The sequence below is a fragment of the Paenibacillus glycanilyticus genome (assembly GCF_023715145.1).
GTDB lineage: Bacteria > Bacillota > Bacilli > Paenibacillales > Paenibacillaceae > Pristimantibacillus > Pristimantibacillus glycanilyticus_A.
In genome coordinates, this window is the sequence record NZ_JAMBNP010000004.1 from 421,555 (window position 1) to 437,918 (window position 16,364).

Genomic DNA, 16,364 nt, shown 5'->3' on the forward strand with positions numbered 1-16,364 from the left:
AAAAAGCAGAGGCTGCCGCCTCTGCTTTTTTGTTATTTTCTTATTCCACTGAAGGCTCTACCTTGCATTCTTCAAGCTTCAACAGCTTTGTTTTGTACTTCCACTTGTAACCCAGCCAAATCGCCAGGAAGAACGGAATTCCGATATATGAAGCAAGCATAAACATCCAGTCTACCTTGCCATCCGAGAAGGCGCTGAAGCTCTGGCCGATAATAACGACCATGCACATTACGCCAGCGAGGATTGGACCAAACGGATACCACAGCGACCGGTATGGCAGGTCTTCCACCTTATGGCCTTGCGCTATATAAGCTTTGCGGAAGCGGTAATGGCTGACCGCGATGCCAAGCCACGCGATAAAGCCGGACATGCCGGATGCATTCAGCAGCCAGATATAGACTTGTCCGTCGCCGAAGAAGGAAGCAAGGAAGGCCAGCATGCCAATGGCCGCGGTTGCAAGCAAAGCGTACACCGGAATTCCGCGTTTATTAAGCTTTGCGAAGATTTTCGGAGCTTTCCCTTCTCTCGCCAGTACCCAGAGCATGCGAGTTGAAGCGTACATGCCCGAGTTGCCTGCCGACAGTACCGAGCTTAAGATAACGGCGTTCATGACGGATGCGGCTACGCTAAGACCTGCTTTTTCGAAAATAATCGTAAACGGACTTGCCGCTACGCTGCCTTCCGCAAGCGTGTCCGTCGTGAACGGAATAAGCATTCCCACCACAAAGATCGCCAGAATGTAGAACAACAGAATACGCCAGAAGACGCTGCGAATCGCACGGGGGACATTTTCCCTCGGATTCTCGGACTCCCCTGCAGCTATGCCAACAAGCTCAGTGCCCTGGAACGAGAAGCCGGCAGCCATGCAGATACCGAGAACGGCAAGCCAGCCGCCCGAGATTGGCGCATCGCCGGCCGTAAAGTTGCTGAAGCCAATGGCGTCGCCCTTCCAGATCCCAACGATCATCAAAAGGCCAATTCCGATAAACACTATAACGGTAATAATCTTGATCATGGCAAACCAATATTCCGATTCCCCGTAGCCTTTGACGGACAATAGGTTTAGTCCAACCATCAAGGCAAGGAACAAGGCACTCCACAGGAAGGAAGGACTGTCCGGAAGCCAGAATTTAATAATTAATGTAGCGGCGGACAGCTCAGCCGCAATGGTAATCGCCCAGTTATACCAATAGTTCCATCCGAGAGCAAAGCCAAACGATGGATCTACAAATCTTGTTGCATAAGTACTGAATGTACCGGATACCGGCATGTAGGTTGCCATTTCGCCAAGGCTTGTCACCAGGAAATACACCATAATACCAATAATGAAATATCCGAGCAGCGCGCCGCCCGGACCGGCGTCATGAATCGCTCCGCCGCTCGCCAGGAACAGTCCCGTTCCAATCGAGCCGCCAAGAGAAATCATCGCCATATGCCTTGATTTCAGGCCTCTGCGTAACTTGTTCTCATTCACGAGGTAATACTCTCCCTTATCTATTTCTCTATTAGTGTCCCAATAAATAGCAGCCTTAAAACGCAAAAAAGCCGCCTTTCTTCATCAAACAAGAAAGACCGCCTTATCTTCCTCACTTTCCAACTATCAAGATAGCACAACATATTGCCGTTGATTTGCAAGCAATATGACAGTTCCGTTCCTCTTCGGATACGGCCCCAGCCTGTCATGGTCAGTATACCAAGACGACTTCGGCGATGATGCCTTTCTCCCGGGATCACTGGTCTTTACTGGACCTCCCCCGATGTACTCTTCAACATCGCGACCTCTACCTCATCGAATTGGATGAGGATTTACTATTTAATTTGACTGACATTGTTCTATATTAATGACCTGTTTGCAAAAAATCAATGGATAAAGAAACCAGTTTTTTTGCTTTGAACAAAAGCAAATGGCTACCCCCGATCAACTTCTATGCTGGTTTACATAATTTCAATGAAGCCTACAAGAAATCATATGATCTGCATAAAAATTCCTTCAACATGGATAATATAAAAAAATGAACCCCCTTCCCTCAGCTTATGAATACCGAACGCCCGGACATCGTGGCGGCCAACTTAATGGAAGGGAAAATCGCGATTCTGACGGACGGAACGCCACAAGCACTGCTCCTTCCGATCACGTTCTGGACCGCATTTCAAGCTGCCTTGTATGTCGCGATCACGACGTTTCATCCGCAGCTGCTTCCGACGAATTTTTTGCTTAGTATTACGTCAGCGCGTGAAGGCGTTCCGTTTCCCGCCGTCATCGAAGCCCTGCTGATGGAATTTCTGTTCGAAGGCTTGCGCGAAGCCGGCGTACGCCTGCCGAAAGCCGTCGGATCCGCCGTCAGCATCGTTGGGGCCCTCGTCATCGGGGAAGCTGCGGTTACCGCGGGAATCGTGTCCGCGCCGATGGTTATTATTGTCACGATTACCGGGATTGCTTCCTTCGTCATCCCTCGTTACAACATGGGCATTACCTTTCGTATTCTTCATTCTCATCTTCGCCGTTGCATTCTATCCGTCAAGCTCGGACGAGTCCCAGCTGCAATTCCCCTATTTCTGGAAAAACATCGCTTTTCCGATTTTCCTGGTCGTTATTCCGTTGCTCCTATGGATGATCGGAACCGCGCGAATCCGGTTGAAGCGCTCCAGACAAAATTAAAGTCCCCTTGAAGGGGACCTTAATTTTGCCATCTAAGGGCATGGGCTTTCAGCTCGGGGAGCAGCTCAGCCGTAGTGAGAATCGCATGCGCATAGGTGGGGCCGTTAATTTCATGAGCCGCATGCATCGCTTCTTTTGTAAAAGCCGAGGTCGCATCCTTGACCAGCGTTACATGGTAGCCAAGCTCCATGCCGAATCGGGCGGTTGCCTCGATGCAGGTATTGGCTAGCATTCCGACCACGATGATATTCTGCACGCCGTGCATCTTGAGCTGATGATCCAAATCCGTGTTCGCGAATCCGCTGCTTGCCCAGTGCTCTTTAATGATGACATCTCCTAAGCGAGGTTGAAAATCCGGATGGAATTCTCCTCCCCATGAGTCCTTTGCGAACACTTGGCCATGCTTTCCCTTCAACTGATAAGGCGTCGGATGCCTCCACGAATCGTAATCATTTGGCTCGGATCTGTGATGAGGCACATAAAAAATGCGAATGCCGGCTGTACGGGCCCCTTCAACGACCGCTTTTAAATTTTGAATGGTGTTCACGGATTCCGATACTTCTTTCGTTCGGGGATATAGCTTGCCTTCCTCTGCCAGAAAATCATTATAAGGGTCAACCAATAACAATCCTGTCTTATCGTTCATGTTAGTTATTCGAATGCATTCCTTTCCGTTTATTCGGTTTAACTTTCCCTGCAGCCCATGGATTTAATCGTTTCCTCGTTCCTGATCCGATGCATGAATAGGGCAGCCGAAATCGATCTCGGCTGCCCTATTGGCGTTGTTATGATTTTCGGCATTATTCAAAAGTCCTTCCGTCTAATTGCAAACAAACCTGCGGCTAGGAAAATCAAAAAATAAACGGCCGTGTAGTATAAAAAAGCATCCGATGGCGGATTAACAACAGAAAAATAACCCAACGAATCTCTGGAGGAGAAGGTCTCGCCTAATTCGTCCACCCGGAACAATTCGGATAACATTCGCTGCTGCAGCGCATCCGTTGGAATAATAAGCCGAATTAACCCCGACACAATCTCGAGCGTATCCGATGTTGTGCTCGCGTCATCGGTTGTGAACATCCGCGCGGCAATGACCTTGTCAAGCATTGTCCCAAGCCATCCCATCCCAAACAGCATCACCATTGCCACTCCGTTGCCAAGCGGCGCAAGCCAGCATGACGCAAGCATCGTCAGCGTAACCATGATCAGAACCGGACTGATGAACAGCATGAACGCCGGAACCAACCCGGACCAGTCGGGGTGAACGCCCGTCGCGTAAATAACGATTATTAGGATCGACACAAATAATAGGAGAGCATAAGCAAGACAAAAGGTAACAAATCCTAACCAACGGCCCAAGTACCAGTGCGTGCGCGGTATTGGTCTTGCCAGCACCGACTGCAGGACGCCATGCTCGGCTTCTCCGGCAACGGCGGCAACCGAGCTGAAGATCGACAGAAAACCAGTCGCGAAGGCTCCGAAGAAGAAGCCAATCCATAGCAATATAGCGCTTCCTCTGAATCGTTCGACTAAATCGTTTAAGCTTATGATGCCGGATTCCGATTGTGCGGCAGTGGCACCGGCGCTTTTAGCTATAAAATAAAAAGCGATCCAAAACAAAACCGTAAGCAGCAATGTCATTAAGGTTACTTTCTTGCGCAAGAGTTCTTTCCAGGTCAGCATCCATACGGCAATCATCGGTTTTCCCCCCTATGCTCCAAACCCGATACTGCCTGCAAAAACCATTCGTCCAGGCTTGACTTCACTTTCTGCGTCTCGTATAAAGTCACGCCATGTTCAATAAGCAGACGGTTCATATAACCAACCTGCTCGTCGCCTTCAAGCTCGGCCTCCAGCCAATGCTCTCCCCATGCCAGCGCTTCTTCGCCTTCCCAAGGAACGAGGTCAACCGGAACAATCATCGTTTCGCGAAGCCAATCCAGCAGCTCGGGAGTCATGCCGCCTACCCGGAACCGCCAGCTTGAAGAAGCCCGGAGCACATCCGACACGCGACCGTCAGCCATTATTCGGCCATTGTTCAATAAGGCCACATGATCGCATAAAAACTCGACATCCTCTAACAGATGCGAGTTCAGGAAAATCGTTTTGCCTTCCTTGCGAAGCCGCTGCAGCAGCTCGCGCACTTCATGGCGGCCTACGGGATCCAGAGCAGACGCGGGCTCGTCCAAAAATACGATATCCGGATCGGTCAGAAGGGCGCAAGCGAGACCCAGCCGTTGCTGCATCCCCTTGGAATAACCTTTAATCCGGTCACTTCCCCTCTTTCCGATTCCAACTTCATCGAGCAGCCGGTCGATCCGGCGTTTCGCGTCCGCACCCTTCATCCCGCATAGCTTGGCATGGAAATGCATGGCCTCTTCCCCGCTTAACCATCCCGGATAACGGAATAATTCAGGTAAATAGCCAATGCGCCGTCTGGCTTCCACGGATCCCGCAGGATGACCGAACAATAACGCTTTCCCGTCTGTTGGGGTCGTTAAGCCAACCAGCATTTTGACAATCGTGCTCTTGCCGGCCCCGTTAGGGCCAAGGAAGCCAAAGGCTTCCCCGGCAGGAATGCGGAGCGTAACATCATGACAGCCACGTCCGTTTCCGTAGTTTTTCGTTATACCGAATGTTTCGATCGCATAACTCATTGGGCAATCCATTCCTTCACAATCTGTTCCGCCTCTTCACGGGTTTTTGCGTCATACAAGGATACATAATGGACCAAGCCATTATCCAGCCAGGTTACTCTCCAGCCGCCGCCCCAGCTATCGCTGTTTTCGAAGTAGACATCGGTACCCGCAAGCACCGTCTTCGTCACATGTCCATCCGTAATAATCGGGAACGGTACTTCTCCTTCGCTAATCCGCGTGCTTTGCATCAATACGTTCTTGAGGCTAGTCGGCAGAATAGGGAAACGGATCAAGGCTTCGTATGCGTCTTCTGCATCGATCGAGGGATCCATTTCAAGAACCGGAACCGGGCTGATATTGATTCCGATATACCGCTCTCTTTCATCCGAGTCCAGATAACGGTAGTCGGCGTTCACGCCTTGCCCCATTCGCAGCGTAATCGGCTTGCCGTCAACCGACGCAGGCAGCAATTGCTCGGCACCAAGCTTTTTCATGACGCCGTTTACCGCATCCACATCCAGCCGGAACGTAATCGCTTGTCCTTGCTGTCCGTTAATATGAAGATCGGTTTGCTTGCCAAACGGTGATTTGAGCTCTTCAGGCACCTTAATCCCGTACTTCTCGAAGGCTTGGGCCGCCGTTAAATCCGAAGAGCCTTCTCCAATAACCGCGCGTTCGAATTGTCCGAATTTATTGCTGGATTCTCCCGACACCTCCGTTCCAAAGAAGCTCTCCAATGCGGTGTTGTAATCATCCTCTTGAACGACGGCCACCTGATTCATCTTGAAATTGCCCAATATAGAAGCCAGAGCCTCATTCGTGGATGGTAACGCGATAGCCGCGCAGATCACTACGGCTGCGGCAGCAACGCCGGTCTTCTTGGCATGCTTCTTCAGCCAGCGGCGGTAAGTCGGTTGACCCGGCTTGGCTTCGCGGCGTTCCGGCTTCTCCTCAACCACTTTCTCCGAATTGGCTTTGAGTTCCTCTTCTGCTGCATGCGCCACGCCAGACGGCTTATGCATCGTATCCTCGGCCGTGACTCCTTCATGACTCCATGCCTTCCAGACTGGAGAACCTTCTTGCTCTTTAAGCTTAAGCGCCAGCTTATTCCAAGCGGCATTTGTATCCTCATCGATCGGATGATTGGTCATCTGCTTCATCTCCTTATTCATGAGACCATTGTTTTTCGTGTTTCAAAGCTTGCTTGCGCAATCTTTCCCCCGCCCGTTTAAGCAGAGTGCCTACCTGAGGCTGCTGTACCTGCAGCTCCTGCGCGATCTCGGAATAGCTGTAGCCGGAATACCTGAGGAGCAGCATCTCTCTGTCCCGTTCCGACAGGGAGTTCAACCAGCCATGCACCTGCTCCTCGTCGCCCTGCTTGATTACGGCTTGTTCGCCGGATTGATGGGACTGGGGCTCTGCCATCAGCTGCCGCTCCTGCCGCTGCATAAGCGAACGCTCCCTCGCCTTCTGATCCAAGTAATCGTATGCGCTTCTCGTAAGCACGCGATGCAGCCATGCCCCAACTGCTTCCGGCGTTGATGGCGGATTCTTATATAATTTCAGGAATACCTCCTGAGCCAAATCTTCGGCGGCTGCCTTATCGCGCAGCAGTGCTGTCAGCTTTCGAATTACGGACGGATAATGCTTATGGAATATAAGTTTAAACAAATCCGGCGCCGGATCTTGAATGTCCATTGTCCTTTGCCTCCCTATTATTCATTGCCACTACGCTTGCCCGGGCTTAACGTTGACATTAATTAGACGGATATCCCGTCTATTTTGTAACACCTTAAACTCAGATATTAATAGAATGCCAAAAAAAACGCTAAAAAAGACTGCGCCGGAAGTCATCGGAGATGATTCTGGCGCAGTCTCTATATTTAGATTACACGTTGACGGCATGCTTCTCGCGGGCAAGCTTTGTTGCTTCCACCATGTTGCGAAGGGACGCGATGGTTTCTTCTTTGCCGCGCGTCTTTAATCCGCAATCCGGGTTAATCCAGAACAGCTTAGGATCGAGCACTTGAAGCGCGCGGTCAATCATGGTTGTCATTTCCTCCACATCCGGTACACGCGGGCTATGAATATCGTATACGCCTAGACCAATGCCATGCTTGTAGGTATTGACTTCAAAGCTGTGAATCAGCTCGCCGTGACTGCGGGAGGTCTCGATCGAGATTACGTCCGCGTCCATCTCTTCAATCGAATCAATCATGTCATGGAATTCGCAATAGCACATATGCGTATGAATTTGCGTCGTATCCTGAACGGTGCAGGTGGTCACGCGGAATGCTTTGACCGACCAGTCCAAATACGCCCTCTGCTCCTCTTGCTTCAGAGGCAGACCCTCGCGTACGGCAGGCTCATCGACCTGAATCATGCCGATTCCCGCATTCTCGAGAGCTTCAACCTCCTGACGCAGCGCGTAAGCCAGCTGGTATGCTATCTGCTCGCGTGCCAAATCATCGCGAACGAAGGACCAGTTCATAATGGTGATTGGACCGGTAAGCATGCCTTTCACCGGAAGCTTGGTTTTGGATTGCGCATAGACCGTCTCTTCAACCGTCATCGCTTCCTTGAAGGCTACGTCGCCAAAGATAACCGGAGGTTTGACGCAGCGGGAGCCATAAGATTGTACCCAGCCGTTCTGGGTGAAGGCAAAGCCCTCGAGCTTCTCGCCGAAGAACTCAACCATGTCCGTCCGTTCAAACTCGCCATGAACAAGAACGTCGAGGCCGATTTCCTCTTGATAGCTGATCCAGCTGTCGATCTGCTCTTGAATGAAGCTGGAGTACCGCTCGTTATTCCATTCCCCTTTGCGCCATGATTGGCGCGCCTTGCGAACCTCCGTTGATTGCGGGAAGCTTCCGATTGTTGTTGTCGGGAAGAGGGGCAGCTGCCATTTCTTCTGCTGGGCGGAATTCCGCTCCGCAAACGGAGATTTTCTGACCGGCACTTGCGTTTGAATGCGCGCGACGGCAGAATGAACGTCGGCACGGTTCCGGAATACGGATTGCTCCAGAGCTTTAAGATCAAGCTTATTGGCCTCAAGAGCATCGGTAACCGAAGCTTCTCCTTTATTTAAAGCCTCCGTTAACAGAGCCAATTCATCCAGCTTCTCGTCCGCAAAGGCAAGCACGTTCCTCAGCTCCGGGAACAGCATGGTCTCCGGCTTTGTCGTTACCGGTACGTGCAGCAGGCTGCAGGAGGTCTGAACAAGCAGCTTATCCGTTGACACCAGCGTTTGCAGCTCGTTCAAGAGCTCAAGCTTATCCGCTAGCGGCGCTTTCCAGATGCCGCGGCCATCGATAACGCCGGCTCCAAGCACCTTGTCAGCCGGGAAGCCGAATTCGCGAATGGCGGACAGATTGCCGCGCAGCCCATGAACAAAGTCGAGACCAATCCCCTGCACGGGCAGGTTCACGATTTCCTTGAATGGATCCACGGATTCGAAGTAAGTCTGCAGCATAATATTCAGCTGCGGAGCGGCTTCCGCCAGCTTGCCGTAGATGGATTTCAGCCGGGCTACATCATCGTTGCTGAGCTTTGTCACGAGAATCGGCTCATCGATTTGAACCCACTGAACGCCTTCCTCCTGCAGCTCCCGAAGCACCTGCGCATACAGCTTAATCAGAATCGAGAGCCAAGTGTCGATCTCGGATCTGCCATAACCCTTCGATAGCTTGAGGAAGGTGAACGGACCAAGAATGACCGGTTTACCCTCAATGCCGAGCTTTTCTTTTGCTTCGCGGTAAGCAATAAGCGGTTTATTCTCCGTGAGAACGGGCTCCGCACCGTACAGCTCCGGCACGATATAGTGGTAATTCGTGTTGAACCATTTCGTCATCTCGCTTGCCGCCGCGTCCTTGGTACCGCGGGCAACTCCATAGTAGACGGACAGAGGCACGACACCTCCGCTATAATTAAACCGCCTCGGAATGATTCCGAACATTGCGGCAGTATCAAGCACTTGATCATAATAGCTGAAGTCATTAACCGGAATGAAGTCGATGCCCTTCTCCTGCTGCTTGCTGAGATGTTGAAGACGGATTTGCCTGAGCTGGTTATGAAGCTCCTTTTCCCCCAGCTTGCCTGCCCAGAATGCTTCCAGCGCTTTCTTCCATTCGCGGTTCTCACCGATTCGAGGGTACCCCAATACACTGCTCTTTGCCATCTTGCAACAACTCCTCAACATTTGTTACAAGAAAGATAACATGGTTCAAGAGTTATAGTGTAACTGTAAAATACTATATCCAGCTATAGCCAAAAGCTATATCAGAGAGCTGGAGCAATCGCTTTATGCAACGCTTCGATATAAGCCGCTCCAAGCTTGGATAACGCCGTGCTCCGGTGGGCGATCCAGCCGACGTTAATGGTTTCTTCCGTATCTAGCGGGACGGGAATAATCTCGTTGCCGTTCAGATCCGCGCTTAGCACGCCGGTCGAAATCGTATACCCGTTAAGACCAATCAGAAGATTAAACAAGGTTGCCCGATCGTTTACCCGAATGCTCTTCTTATGCGATAACGTGCTCAGAATTTCCTCAGCGAAGTGGAAAGAGTTGTACTCCCCCTGGTCAAAGGACAGATACGGAAACTCGTCCAGCTGGTCAATGGTTACCTTAGCCTGCTTGGCGAGCGGGTTCTTGATACTGATGAAGATATGCGGGTTTGCCGTGAACAAGCTCGTAAACTGCAGGTTCGAGTCCTTCAGCAGCTTGTTGATCACTTTCCCGTTGAACTCATTGAGATACAGGATGCCAATCTCGCTTCGCAGGCTTTTCACATCCTCGATAATCTCGTAGGTCTTCGTCTCGCGCAGAGACAGCTCATACTCCTCCTGCCCGAATTCCTGTACCAGGCTTACGAAGGCATTAACCGCAAAGGCATAGTGCTGCGTTGATACGGAGAAATGCTGCGGAGACGGCTTCGCGTTCAAATACCGGCTCTCCAGCAGCTCCGCCTGTTCCACTACCTGACGGGCGTAACTGAGGAACTCCACGCCTTCCTTCGAGAGGGAAATCCCTTTGTTCGAACGCTCGAATATCGCAAGCTGCAGCTCGTCTTCCAGGTCCTTGATGGCATTGGAAAGCGTTGGCTGCGAGATGAACAGTCTCTTTGCAGCTTCGTTAATAGAGCCGCGATTCGCGACCTCAATAATGTATTTTAATTGCTGTAAGGTCAATGCCGTTCCTCCTTATCTAAGCATCCGTTATTCCCGGCGACCAGCCGATGTCTTGTGACCAGAGATGCGCCTTATGGATAATATCCCATACGATAGGGCCTTTTCCTTCGACATATCTGATTCGATCATGCTTGTACAGCTTCATTAGCCGGCGCTTCTCGCTCGAATAACGCAGGCAATCCTCCGGATGCTGCCGCAGATAATCCCGGAACAGCAGATTTACCTGCTCGGAGAAGCTCCCTGCCTGTCTCACATGAATATGGGTTCTGCGGGTACCGGGGGCTTCCCGGAAATATCGCTTCGTCCGGTCGGGATTCTCCTCTCTGAACACAAACCCGAGCTGCTCCATTCCGGATTTAAACCTCGGCAAATCTTCTAATCGAGATACCGAAATCTGAATGTCGATAACCGGCTTCGCATCTAGCCCTCTAATGGACGTCGATCCAATATGATCAATTCGAAGGGCGATATCTCCGAGGGATGCTCTTAGCCTTGCGGCTGTCTCCAGAAACAGCGTTCTCCACTGCGGGTTATATTTCGCTATCGTCCATTGATCCTCCATCATGGTTACTCCTTTCCGCTCTTATTCATCCTCAAACAATTCAGCAAGCACGGTCTTCCGGTTCTCCAGAAATCTTCGCGTAACGATGTAATGCAGGGTATCCTCATACCGGATCTCTTCTACAGGCTGCTCGTCAAAGTTCAAAATCTGCGCATCCGGATATCCGAGCAGAATCGGAGAATGGGTTGCGATGATAAACTGCGCTTCATCGGACAAATCTTTAATGACGCGCATTAAGGCGAGCTGCCTGGCGGGAGATAACGCAGCCTCGGGCTCGTCAAGCAGATAGATGGCTTTTCTGCCAAACCGGTGCTTGAACAAGGACAAGAAGGCTTCTCCATGGGATTGCTGATGCAAGGAACGACCTCCGTAATGATTTAACACACTAGGCTCAAGCGTATCGATATGGGAAGCGAAGTGATAAAAAGTTTCCGCCCGCAGGAAAAATCCGTTCGTTATCTTCGGCATCCAGGATAGCCTGATGGCATTTCCCAATATCGCGGCGGAGGAATCCACCTCATATTCATTATTCCTGCCGCCGCCAGCCGTATGAAAGCCGCACTGATAAGCGATAGCCTCGAGCAGCGTAGACTTGCCCGAACCGTTTTCTCCTACCAGAAACGTAACATTTGAGCGGAATTGCAGCTTGTCTATCGCTTTTATCGCCGGAATCGAAAAAGGGTATTCCCTCTCATCCGTATGTTCATCCCGTCTGATCTCCGCGCTTCTTAGAAACATCAACGGTCAACTCCCATTACTCTATTCAAATCTAATTTCATTATCGCCGTCCTCAGCAAGATCAGCAACCTCTAACGCCGGATTGCCACGGTGCACCGCACATGAAAAATGACTACCTCAACAGGAGATAGTCATTGGATCGTTATTAGGGCTGAATTCTCGGTTTATCCGCCTGGCAATTCGGATTCGGCACGAGACCCAGCTGGGCCAGCTTTGTCAGATAATAGCATTCTTCCCTCATCATATGATCAGGCATCAAAGGGCTGATCCGATCCAGCACCTCATCCGATAATTCCAGGTCTTCAAGCTCTTTAAGGAACCCCGTAAACAGCTTCATCTCCACGTCTATTTCCTTGTGAAGCCTGCGGAACGCCGGGAAGTCTCGAAGCTCCGTCCTCATATAGCCGGCCAGCTCAACGCTTTTTAAATACAATTGGTTGAAATGCTCCTCGAACTGCTCTGAACGCTTTATGAACCGCTTCTCCACAAAATCCAGATCGCTTCCGATAGCAGCCGCATGCCCTGCAGCATCCGGCAGCCATAAAAAATCATGATGCAGCGCATCAAACGCGGGAACCGGCTTGCCTGCAACCAAGTCATTCAGAATCCGCAAATATTCCTCAAGCTCGTTGACCATATGATTGATAAAGGTGGGCGTGAGCATAATCATCACTTTGCCAAGAAGCATTCTCTCGAGAATGCCAAGCTTGAAGGCCCGGAACTCCGTCGTTAATTCACAAGCCTGTTTACTAATAAAGTGACAATCCGCCTCCGACGAAGACTGCCTGGCATATTCTAACAGCTGGTCAAAAGCAGTAATGTAGTAGCTGGCAAGCTTGATATCGTTAGACTCAACCGGCGATAAAGTATTAAAAATAAACCGGGCATGATCACCTAAAATTTGCAGCCAGAAGCGATGCTCATACCATTCAGACTGTGCCAATCGAGGATCCCTCCCTCATGCTCCATTTCTTTAGAGGGTATGACGGAATCCGCGGATATATAACGATGCAGCGGATACTAACTGCTCTTCGGCTTGATCGTGAACATGGCAATGAGAGCGGCAGCCAAGCAGCAGGCCGTTAACAGCCAGAACAAGGAGGACTTGGACTGCTCGATTAGCAAGGCTGCCAACGGAGGACCTGCCGCAACTCCAAGAAACCGGATGCTGCTGTAGAAGGAAGTGACGGTGCCTCGCTGCTCCTTCTCAATTCCTTCCGTCAGCAATGCGTCCAGCGTTGGCAGCGCAGCCCCAAGACCAACGGATCCTGCAAACAGAAGGGTAATAATAATCCACAGCGTATCTCTTCCTCCGATAGCCAGGAACAGAAGGCAACCTGAAGCCTCAAGAAATCCGATCACGGAGATCCATTTCATCAGCTTTTTATTCTGGCCGATCCATTTGCCGATTGCCCATGAAGTTGTACATAGGGCAGCCAGCGGAATGGAAACAAGGCAGCCCTTGATTATGCCGTGACTCCCCCGCTCCTCCAGCGTTTCCGACAAATAGAATAAAGAGGCAAATATCGCAAACATGTTGATGCCGCCCGATATATACACGCCCCAAATCCATCTTCCCTTCTCGCGAAGCAGCGAACCAACGGAATGCACAAATTGCTTGAAGGGAACGGCTGTTTTCTTATCCTTGGGAGCCTTCACCCAGATCGCAACAAGAAGGAAAGAAATAAGGCTAAAGACCGGAATAAACCAGAAGGGCATATACCAGGTCCACATCGCTAACGCGGAGCCAAGGATTGGAGCAAGCACTTTACCGAAGGTATTGGCTGTTTCGACGATGCCAAGCCCGCTGCTGACATCCTCTTCCTTCTTGAATAAATCGCCGACTAGCGGCAATACAACCGGGAAACATGCTGCCGCGCCCAGGCCTTGAAACAAACGGCCAGTCATAATCAAGGCATAAGGCTTATCGAATGCGACGGCGGCCCAGCCGCAAAAAGCACCGGATGCCGCCACAAGGAGCAGCCCCGGCAAGATCACCTTTTTCCTGCCGATACGGTCGGACAAATATCCCGTGATAGGAATAAACAAAATGGCAATAACGGCGTACGACGTAATTAACAAGCTGGATTGAAGAGCGCTTATCCCCATTGCCTTTTGCATGGAAGGAAGAACGGGGATAAGGATCGAATTGGCCAAAGTCATCGTAAGCGGTATTGTCGCAATTGAAGCGAGATCTCTTTGCTTCTTGTTCTCCATGACTTCCTCCAAGTAAATCAGTCGGGATTACATTACACACTGAAAGTTAGAGTACGCCACTTCCTTCTGAATTATGAACAGGAAAAAATGTAACAAGCCCATAACAGACTTTCGCCTTATGCGGTCTTATTTTTATCTATGTTTTTAACTTATTCCGACCAACTGCTCTTACCTGATCTTCCCATAGTCCTTAGCTTTAAATTTTAGCTGGCAATCAACCTTGACGCGCGGATATTCTTTACTCCAGTCCAAAGCCTTCCATTCTTTGTGGGACATGCTGTTGCGCACATGAATCCCGATTCCGAGGCTGTCGACATTGTATCTCTGCAATTGCTTGACAAGCCGGTTCGCCCGCGAAGTTAGAAGTTCGGACACTCTCTTCTCTACCTGATGCCTGTCCGCATCTTTGCTTAGTTTCAAATTACCGATATATTCATGGACAGAGCCTTTAAAATTCGCTTCCAAGGTAACATGAATCGGTTCGCCGCTTCGATGTTTGACATGCATCTTCCGGTTGCTGATCACAGAAGTAAACATAATATACTCCTCGGCAGATCCGTTCTCATGCTCAGCCAAATCAAGGGCCATGTCCCCCTTCTTAATTCTGCCCCGCAATATGGAGAACAGCAAAGCATCCTTATTAGGAATTTTCGCGATATACTGATAACCCCGGAATAACCCGATACCGTCAAGGGTAATGTCTTCGTCTTCCTCCTTCAGGATGGGAGCAACCGGATCCACTCCGTCCTCATAATAATCGCGTTCAAATTCGTAAAGCGTCGTCTTCGGAATGCGATTATTGACGCTGGATTTCTCTAATAACCGGTTTATATATTTGTCCGTCGATAAATGCTGCTTGTAATTTTTGAACAGCAAATCTTTTGCATTGCCGTTGACTAAGGAAATTCTTACTAACGGAGATATCGAAGTATCCCTCAAGATGCTGTTAATTTCATTCGCCAAATCTTTGCGCGCCAGATCTTCCGAATATAAAAGCACACGGATTTGGCCGTTTACAAGCAGCAGGTCCGTCTCGTTGGAGAACTTCACTCTGGCGTCCTTGGAGCTTTTTCCAATCGCGGAATGCAGCTCTCTTTGAAGCTTTACCGTTGGATCGGCTCTGGGAATACTTATGCCAATCTCGACTTGATTCCCGGGTGCCGTATCGTAGCTGGCTGCATAAGTATAGCCGATGCGCTCCAATATGCGGTAATCGCAGCCGGGAAGGACAGCTAGCAACATCAAGGCCAGTAACAAACTCAGCATTCTATTCATGAGCGGTCCTGCTCCCCATTTTTTGAAACATAAGCACAATAAGCAGGAGAAAAGGTAATCCGAACGCTATTCCGCATTCAATCATGCTTAACGTGCTGAGCCAGTCCCCTACCTCATTAAGCGTCTCCGGGATATACGCTACGATGAAACAGGACAGGATAAGCATAAACGCAAGGAAGTTGGCTTTCAGCTTGGGAAATACCTGCTTCAGCATTTCCAGTGCGCACCATTCATACATAAGAATCGAGAACAGAACGGTAAACAGGATAAATCCGTAGAGCAAATTTTCCATCCTCTCGATGAAAGGAAACCGGATATAAGCCATCATTTCAAGCACGGGAAACGCTTTGTTCTTTAGCTGTCCTAAACTGTATACTCCAAAAGTGATTAAGGCCAAATAACAATACATAACGGTCGTGATGAGATTCCCAAGCAAGGTGGATTTGATAAGTTTGGTTTTTTGGTTTGTATAGGCAAACAACAGAATGACAATCTCATATCCTAGAAACGAAGAATAAATATCCAGGCTTTCCAGATAGGTGAAATGTCCTTCCTTGAACAAAAACGGGGTTAGCCGCGTCCAGCTGAAATCGGCATAGAAAAAGAAGAGCAGCAGCACCAGCCAGCTGAACAACCAGAAGAAAATCGTTGAAGCCTTTGTGATGTTGTACAGCCCTTTAGTCAACAGCCAAAAAACAAGCAAATCCATAATTAGCTTGAATTCCATCGGATTTGTCGTAGGAAATGCGTACATCTGAAAAATTAAGATATACTCTTTCCCCGCCATGCAGCCAAGCAAAGTCCAGACAAGCGCCAGCGCCAGATAAAAAGGGATAAGCATGAATTTCGGAATGGACTGTTCGAGAATTTGAAAGATGGAGCGTCCCTTCCCGAGCTTGTACACGGCCGCAATGAGAAAGATATTTATGGACGCAACAAATCCGAATCCCAATACCGTAATCCAGCCGTTAGTTCCAAAGGTTTCAGCCAGCAACTGGGGAAGGATTAAGGCCATGACTCCGCTCTGGATCATAAATACCAAGATCGTGGTATGGAATGGGGACAGCTTTTCCTTTTTCTCCATAGG

The 16,364-nt window shown here is 49.8% G+C and carries 14 protein-coding genes, 1 pseudogene and 1 riboswitch; of the genes and pseudogenes, 1 reads left to right on the top strand and 14 read right to left on the bottom strand.

Annotated features, from left to right (window positions below; all coding sequences use genetic code 11):
* Positions 1–40 precede the first annotated feature (40 nt).
* Complete coding sequence (locus M3194_RS14380; protein WP_251654906.1) at positions 41–1,432, bottom strand: amino acid permease; 1,392 nt, start codon at positions 1,430–1,432, stop codon at positions 41–43.
* 166 nt (positions 1,433–1,598) lie between these two features.
* Positions 1,599–1,792, bottom strand: a riboswitch (Lysine riboswitch).
* Between the two features lie 224 nt (positions 1,793–2,016).
* Here M3194_RS14380 and M3194_RS14385 point away from each other — a divergent pair.
* Positions 2,017–2,622 (top strand): annotated as a pseudogene (locus tag M3194_RS14385) (spore germination protein); the annotation flags it as partial.
* 56 nt (positions 2,623–2,678) lie between these two features.
* Here the strand turns inward: M3194_RS14385 and M3194_RS14390 are convergent.
* The 13 genes from M3194_RS14390 to M3194_RS14450 all read right to left on the bottom strand — a co-directional run bounded on the left by M3194_RS14390 (position 2,679) and on the right by M3194_RS14450 (position 16,361).
* A complete protein-coding gene (locus M3194_RS14390) occupies positions 2,679–3,305 on the bottom strand; it encodes a cysteine hydrolase family protein (RefSeq protein WP_251654761.1) in 627 nt (208 codons plus the stop codon).
* A gap of 158 nt (positions 3,306–3,463) precedes the next feature.
* A complete protein-coding gene (locus M3194_RS14395; protein WP_251654762.1) occupies positions 3,464–4,357 on the bottom strand; it encodes an ABC transporter permease subunit in 894 nt (297 codons plus the stop codon).
* Positions 4,354–5,316: an ABC transporter ATP-binding protein gene (locus M3194_RS14400; protein ID WP_251654763.1), complete on the bottom strand. Its 963-nt coding sequence runs from the start codon at positions 5,314–5,316 to the stop codon at positions 4,354–4,356. The genes M3194_RS14395 and M3194_RS14400 overlap by 4 nt, the downstream gene beginning before the upstream one ends.
* On the bottom strand, positions 5,313–6,449 hold the full coding sequence (locus tag M3194_RS14405; RefSeq protein ID WP_251654764.1) for a hypothetical protein: 1,137 nt from the start codon (positions 6,447–6,449) through the stop codon (positions 5,313–5,315). Before M3194_RS14405 ends, M3194_RS14400 begins: the two co-directional genes overlap by 4 nt.
* 13 nt (positions 6,450–6,462) lie before the next feature.
* Positions 6,463–6,996 carry a sigma-70 family RNA polymerase sigma factor gene (locus M3194_RS14410; protein WP_251654765.1) on the bottom strand — a complete coding sequence of 178 codons (534 nt, stop codon included), beginning with the start codon at positions 6,994–6,996 and terminating at the stop codon, positions 6,463–6,465.
* 190 nt (positions 6,997–7,186) lie between these two features.
* Positions 7,187–9,475 (bottom strand): 5-methyltetrahydropteroyltriglutamate--homocysteine S-methyltransferase, encoded by a 2,289-nt coding sequence (gene metE / locus M3194_RS14415; protein WP_251654766.1) that lies wholly within the window; start codon positions 9,473–9,475, stop codon positions 7,187–7,189.
* A gap of 101 nt (positions 9,476–9,576) precedes the next feature.
* Positions 9,577–10,485 carry a LysR family transcriptional regulator gene (locus M3194_RS14420; protein ID WP_251654767.1) on the bottom strand — a complete coding sequence of 303 codons (909 nt, stop codon included), beginning with the start codon at positions 10,483–10,485 and terminating at the stop codon, positions 9,577–9,579.
* Positions 10,486–10,501: 16 nt separating this feature from the next.
* Positions 10,502–11,050 carry a GrpB family protein gene (locus tag M3194_RS14425; protein WP_251654768.1) on the bottom strand — a complete coding sequence of 183 codons (549 nt, stop codon included), beginning with the start codon at positions 11,048–11,050 and terminating at the stop codon, positions 10,502–10,504.
* A gap of 18 nt (positions 11,051–11,068) precedes the next feature.
* Positions 11,069–11,785, bottom strand: coding sequence for an AAA family ATPase (locus M3194_RS14430; RefSeq protein ID WP_251654769.1), 717 nt, complete (start codon positions 11,783–11,785; stop codon positions 11,069–11,071).
* A 145-nt stretch (positions 11,786–11,930) separates the two neighbouring features.
* On the bottom strand, positions 11,931–12,728 hold the full coding sequence (locus M3194_RS14435; RefSeq protein WP_251654770.1) for a DUF2935 domain-containing protein: 798 nt from the start codon (positions 12,726–12,728) through the stop codon (positions 11,931–11,933).
* Between the two features lie 77 nt (positions 12,729–12,805).
* Complete coding sequence (locus M3194_RS14440; RefSeq protein ID WP_251654771.1) at positions 12,806–14,002, bottom strand: MFS transporter; 1,197 nt, start codon at positions 14,000–14,002, stop codon at positions 12,806–12,808.
* Positions 14,003–14,170: 168 nt separating this feature from the next.
* Positions 14,171–15,277, bottom strand: a complete 1,107-nt coding sequence (locus M3194_RS14445; RefSeq protein WP_251654772.1) for a Ger(x)C family spore germination protein — start codon at positions 15,275–15,277, stop codon at positions 14,171–14,173.
* Positions 15,270–16,361, bottom strand: a complete 1,092-nt coding sequence (locus M3194_RS14450; protein ID WP_251654773.1) for a GerAB/ArcD/ProY family transporter — start codon at positions 16,359–16,361, stop codon at positions 15,270–15,272. The genes M3194_RS14445 and M3194_RS14450 overlap by 8 nt, the downstream gene beginning before the upstream one ends.
* Positions 16,362–16,364 lie beyond the last annotated feature (3 nt).

Bases quoted from the DNA above. Each gene is read 5' to 3' on its own strand.
- M3194_RS14430 (WP_251654769.1), bottom strand. From the start codon at position 11,785: ATGTTTCTAAGAAGCGCGGAGATCAGACGGGATGAACATACGGATGAG.
- M3194_RS14405 (WP_251654764.1), bottom strand. From the start codon at position 6,449: ATGACCAATCATCCGATCGATGAGGATACAAATGCCGCTTGGAATAAG.
- M3194_RS14390 (WP_251654761.1), bottom strand. From the start codon at position 3,305: ATGAACGATAAGACAGGATTGTTATTGGTTGACCCTTATAATGATTTT.
- M3194_RS14425 (WP_251654768.1), bottom strand. From the start codon at position 11,050: ATGATGGAGGATCAATGGACGATAGCGAAATATAACCCGCAGTGGAGA.
- M3194_RS14450 (WP_251654773.1), bottom strand. From the start codon at position 16,361: ATGGAGAAAAAGGAAAAGCTGTCCCCATTCCATACCACGATCTTGGTA.
- M3194_RS14440 (WP_251654771.1), bottom strand. From the start codon at position 14,002: ATGGAGAACAAGAAGCAAAGAGATCTCGCTTCAATTGCGACAATACCG.
- M3194_RS14400 (WP_251654763.1), bottom strand. From the start codon at position 5,316: ATGAGTTATGCGATCGAAACATTCGGTATAACGAAAAACTACGGAAAC.
- M3194_RS14380 (WP_251654906.1), bottom strand. From the start codon at position 1,432: ATGGCGATGATTTCTCTTGGCGGCTCGATTGGAACGGGACTGTTCCTG.
- metE (WP_251654766.1), bottom strand. From the start codon at position 9,475: ATGGCAAAGAGCAGTGTATTGGGGTACCCTCGAATCGGTGAGAACCGC.
- M3194_RS14410 (WP_251654765.1), bottom strand. From the start codon at position 6,996: ATGGACATTCAAGATCCGGCGCCGGATTTGTTTAAACTTATATTCCAT.
- M3194_RS14445 (WP_251654772.1), bottom strand. From the start codon at position 15,277: ATGAATAGAATGCTGAGTTTGTTACTGGCCTTGATGTTGCTAGCTGTC.
- M3194_RS14395 (WP_251654762.1), bottom strand. From the start codon at position 4,357: ATGATTGCCGTATGGATGCTGACCTGGAAAGAACTCTTGCGCAAGAAA.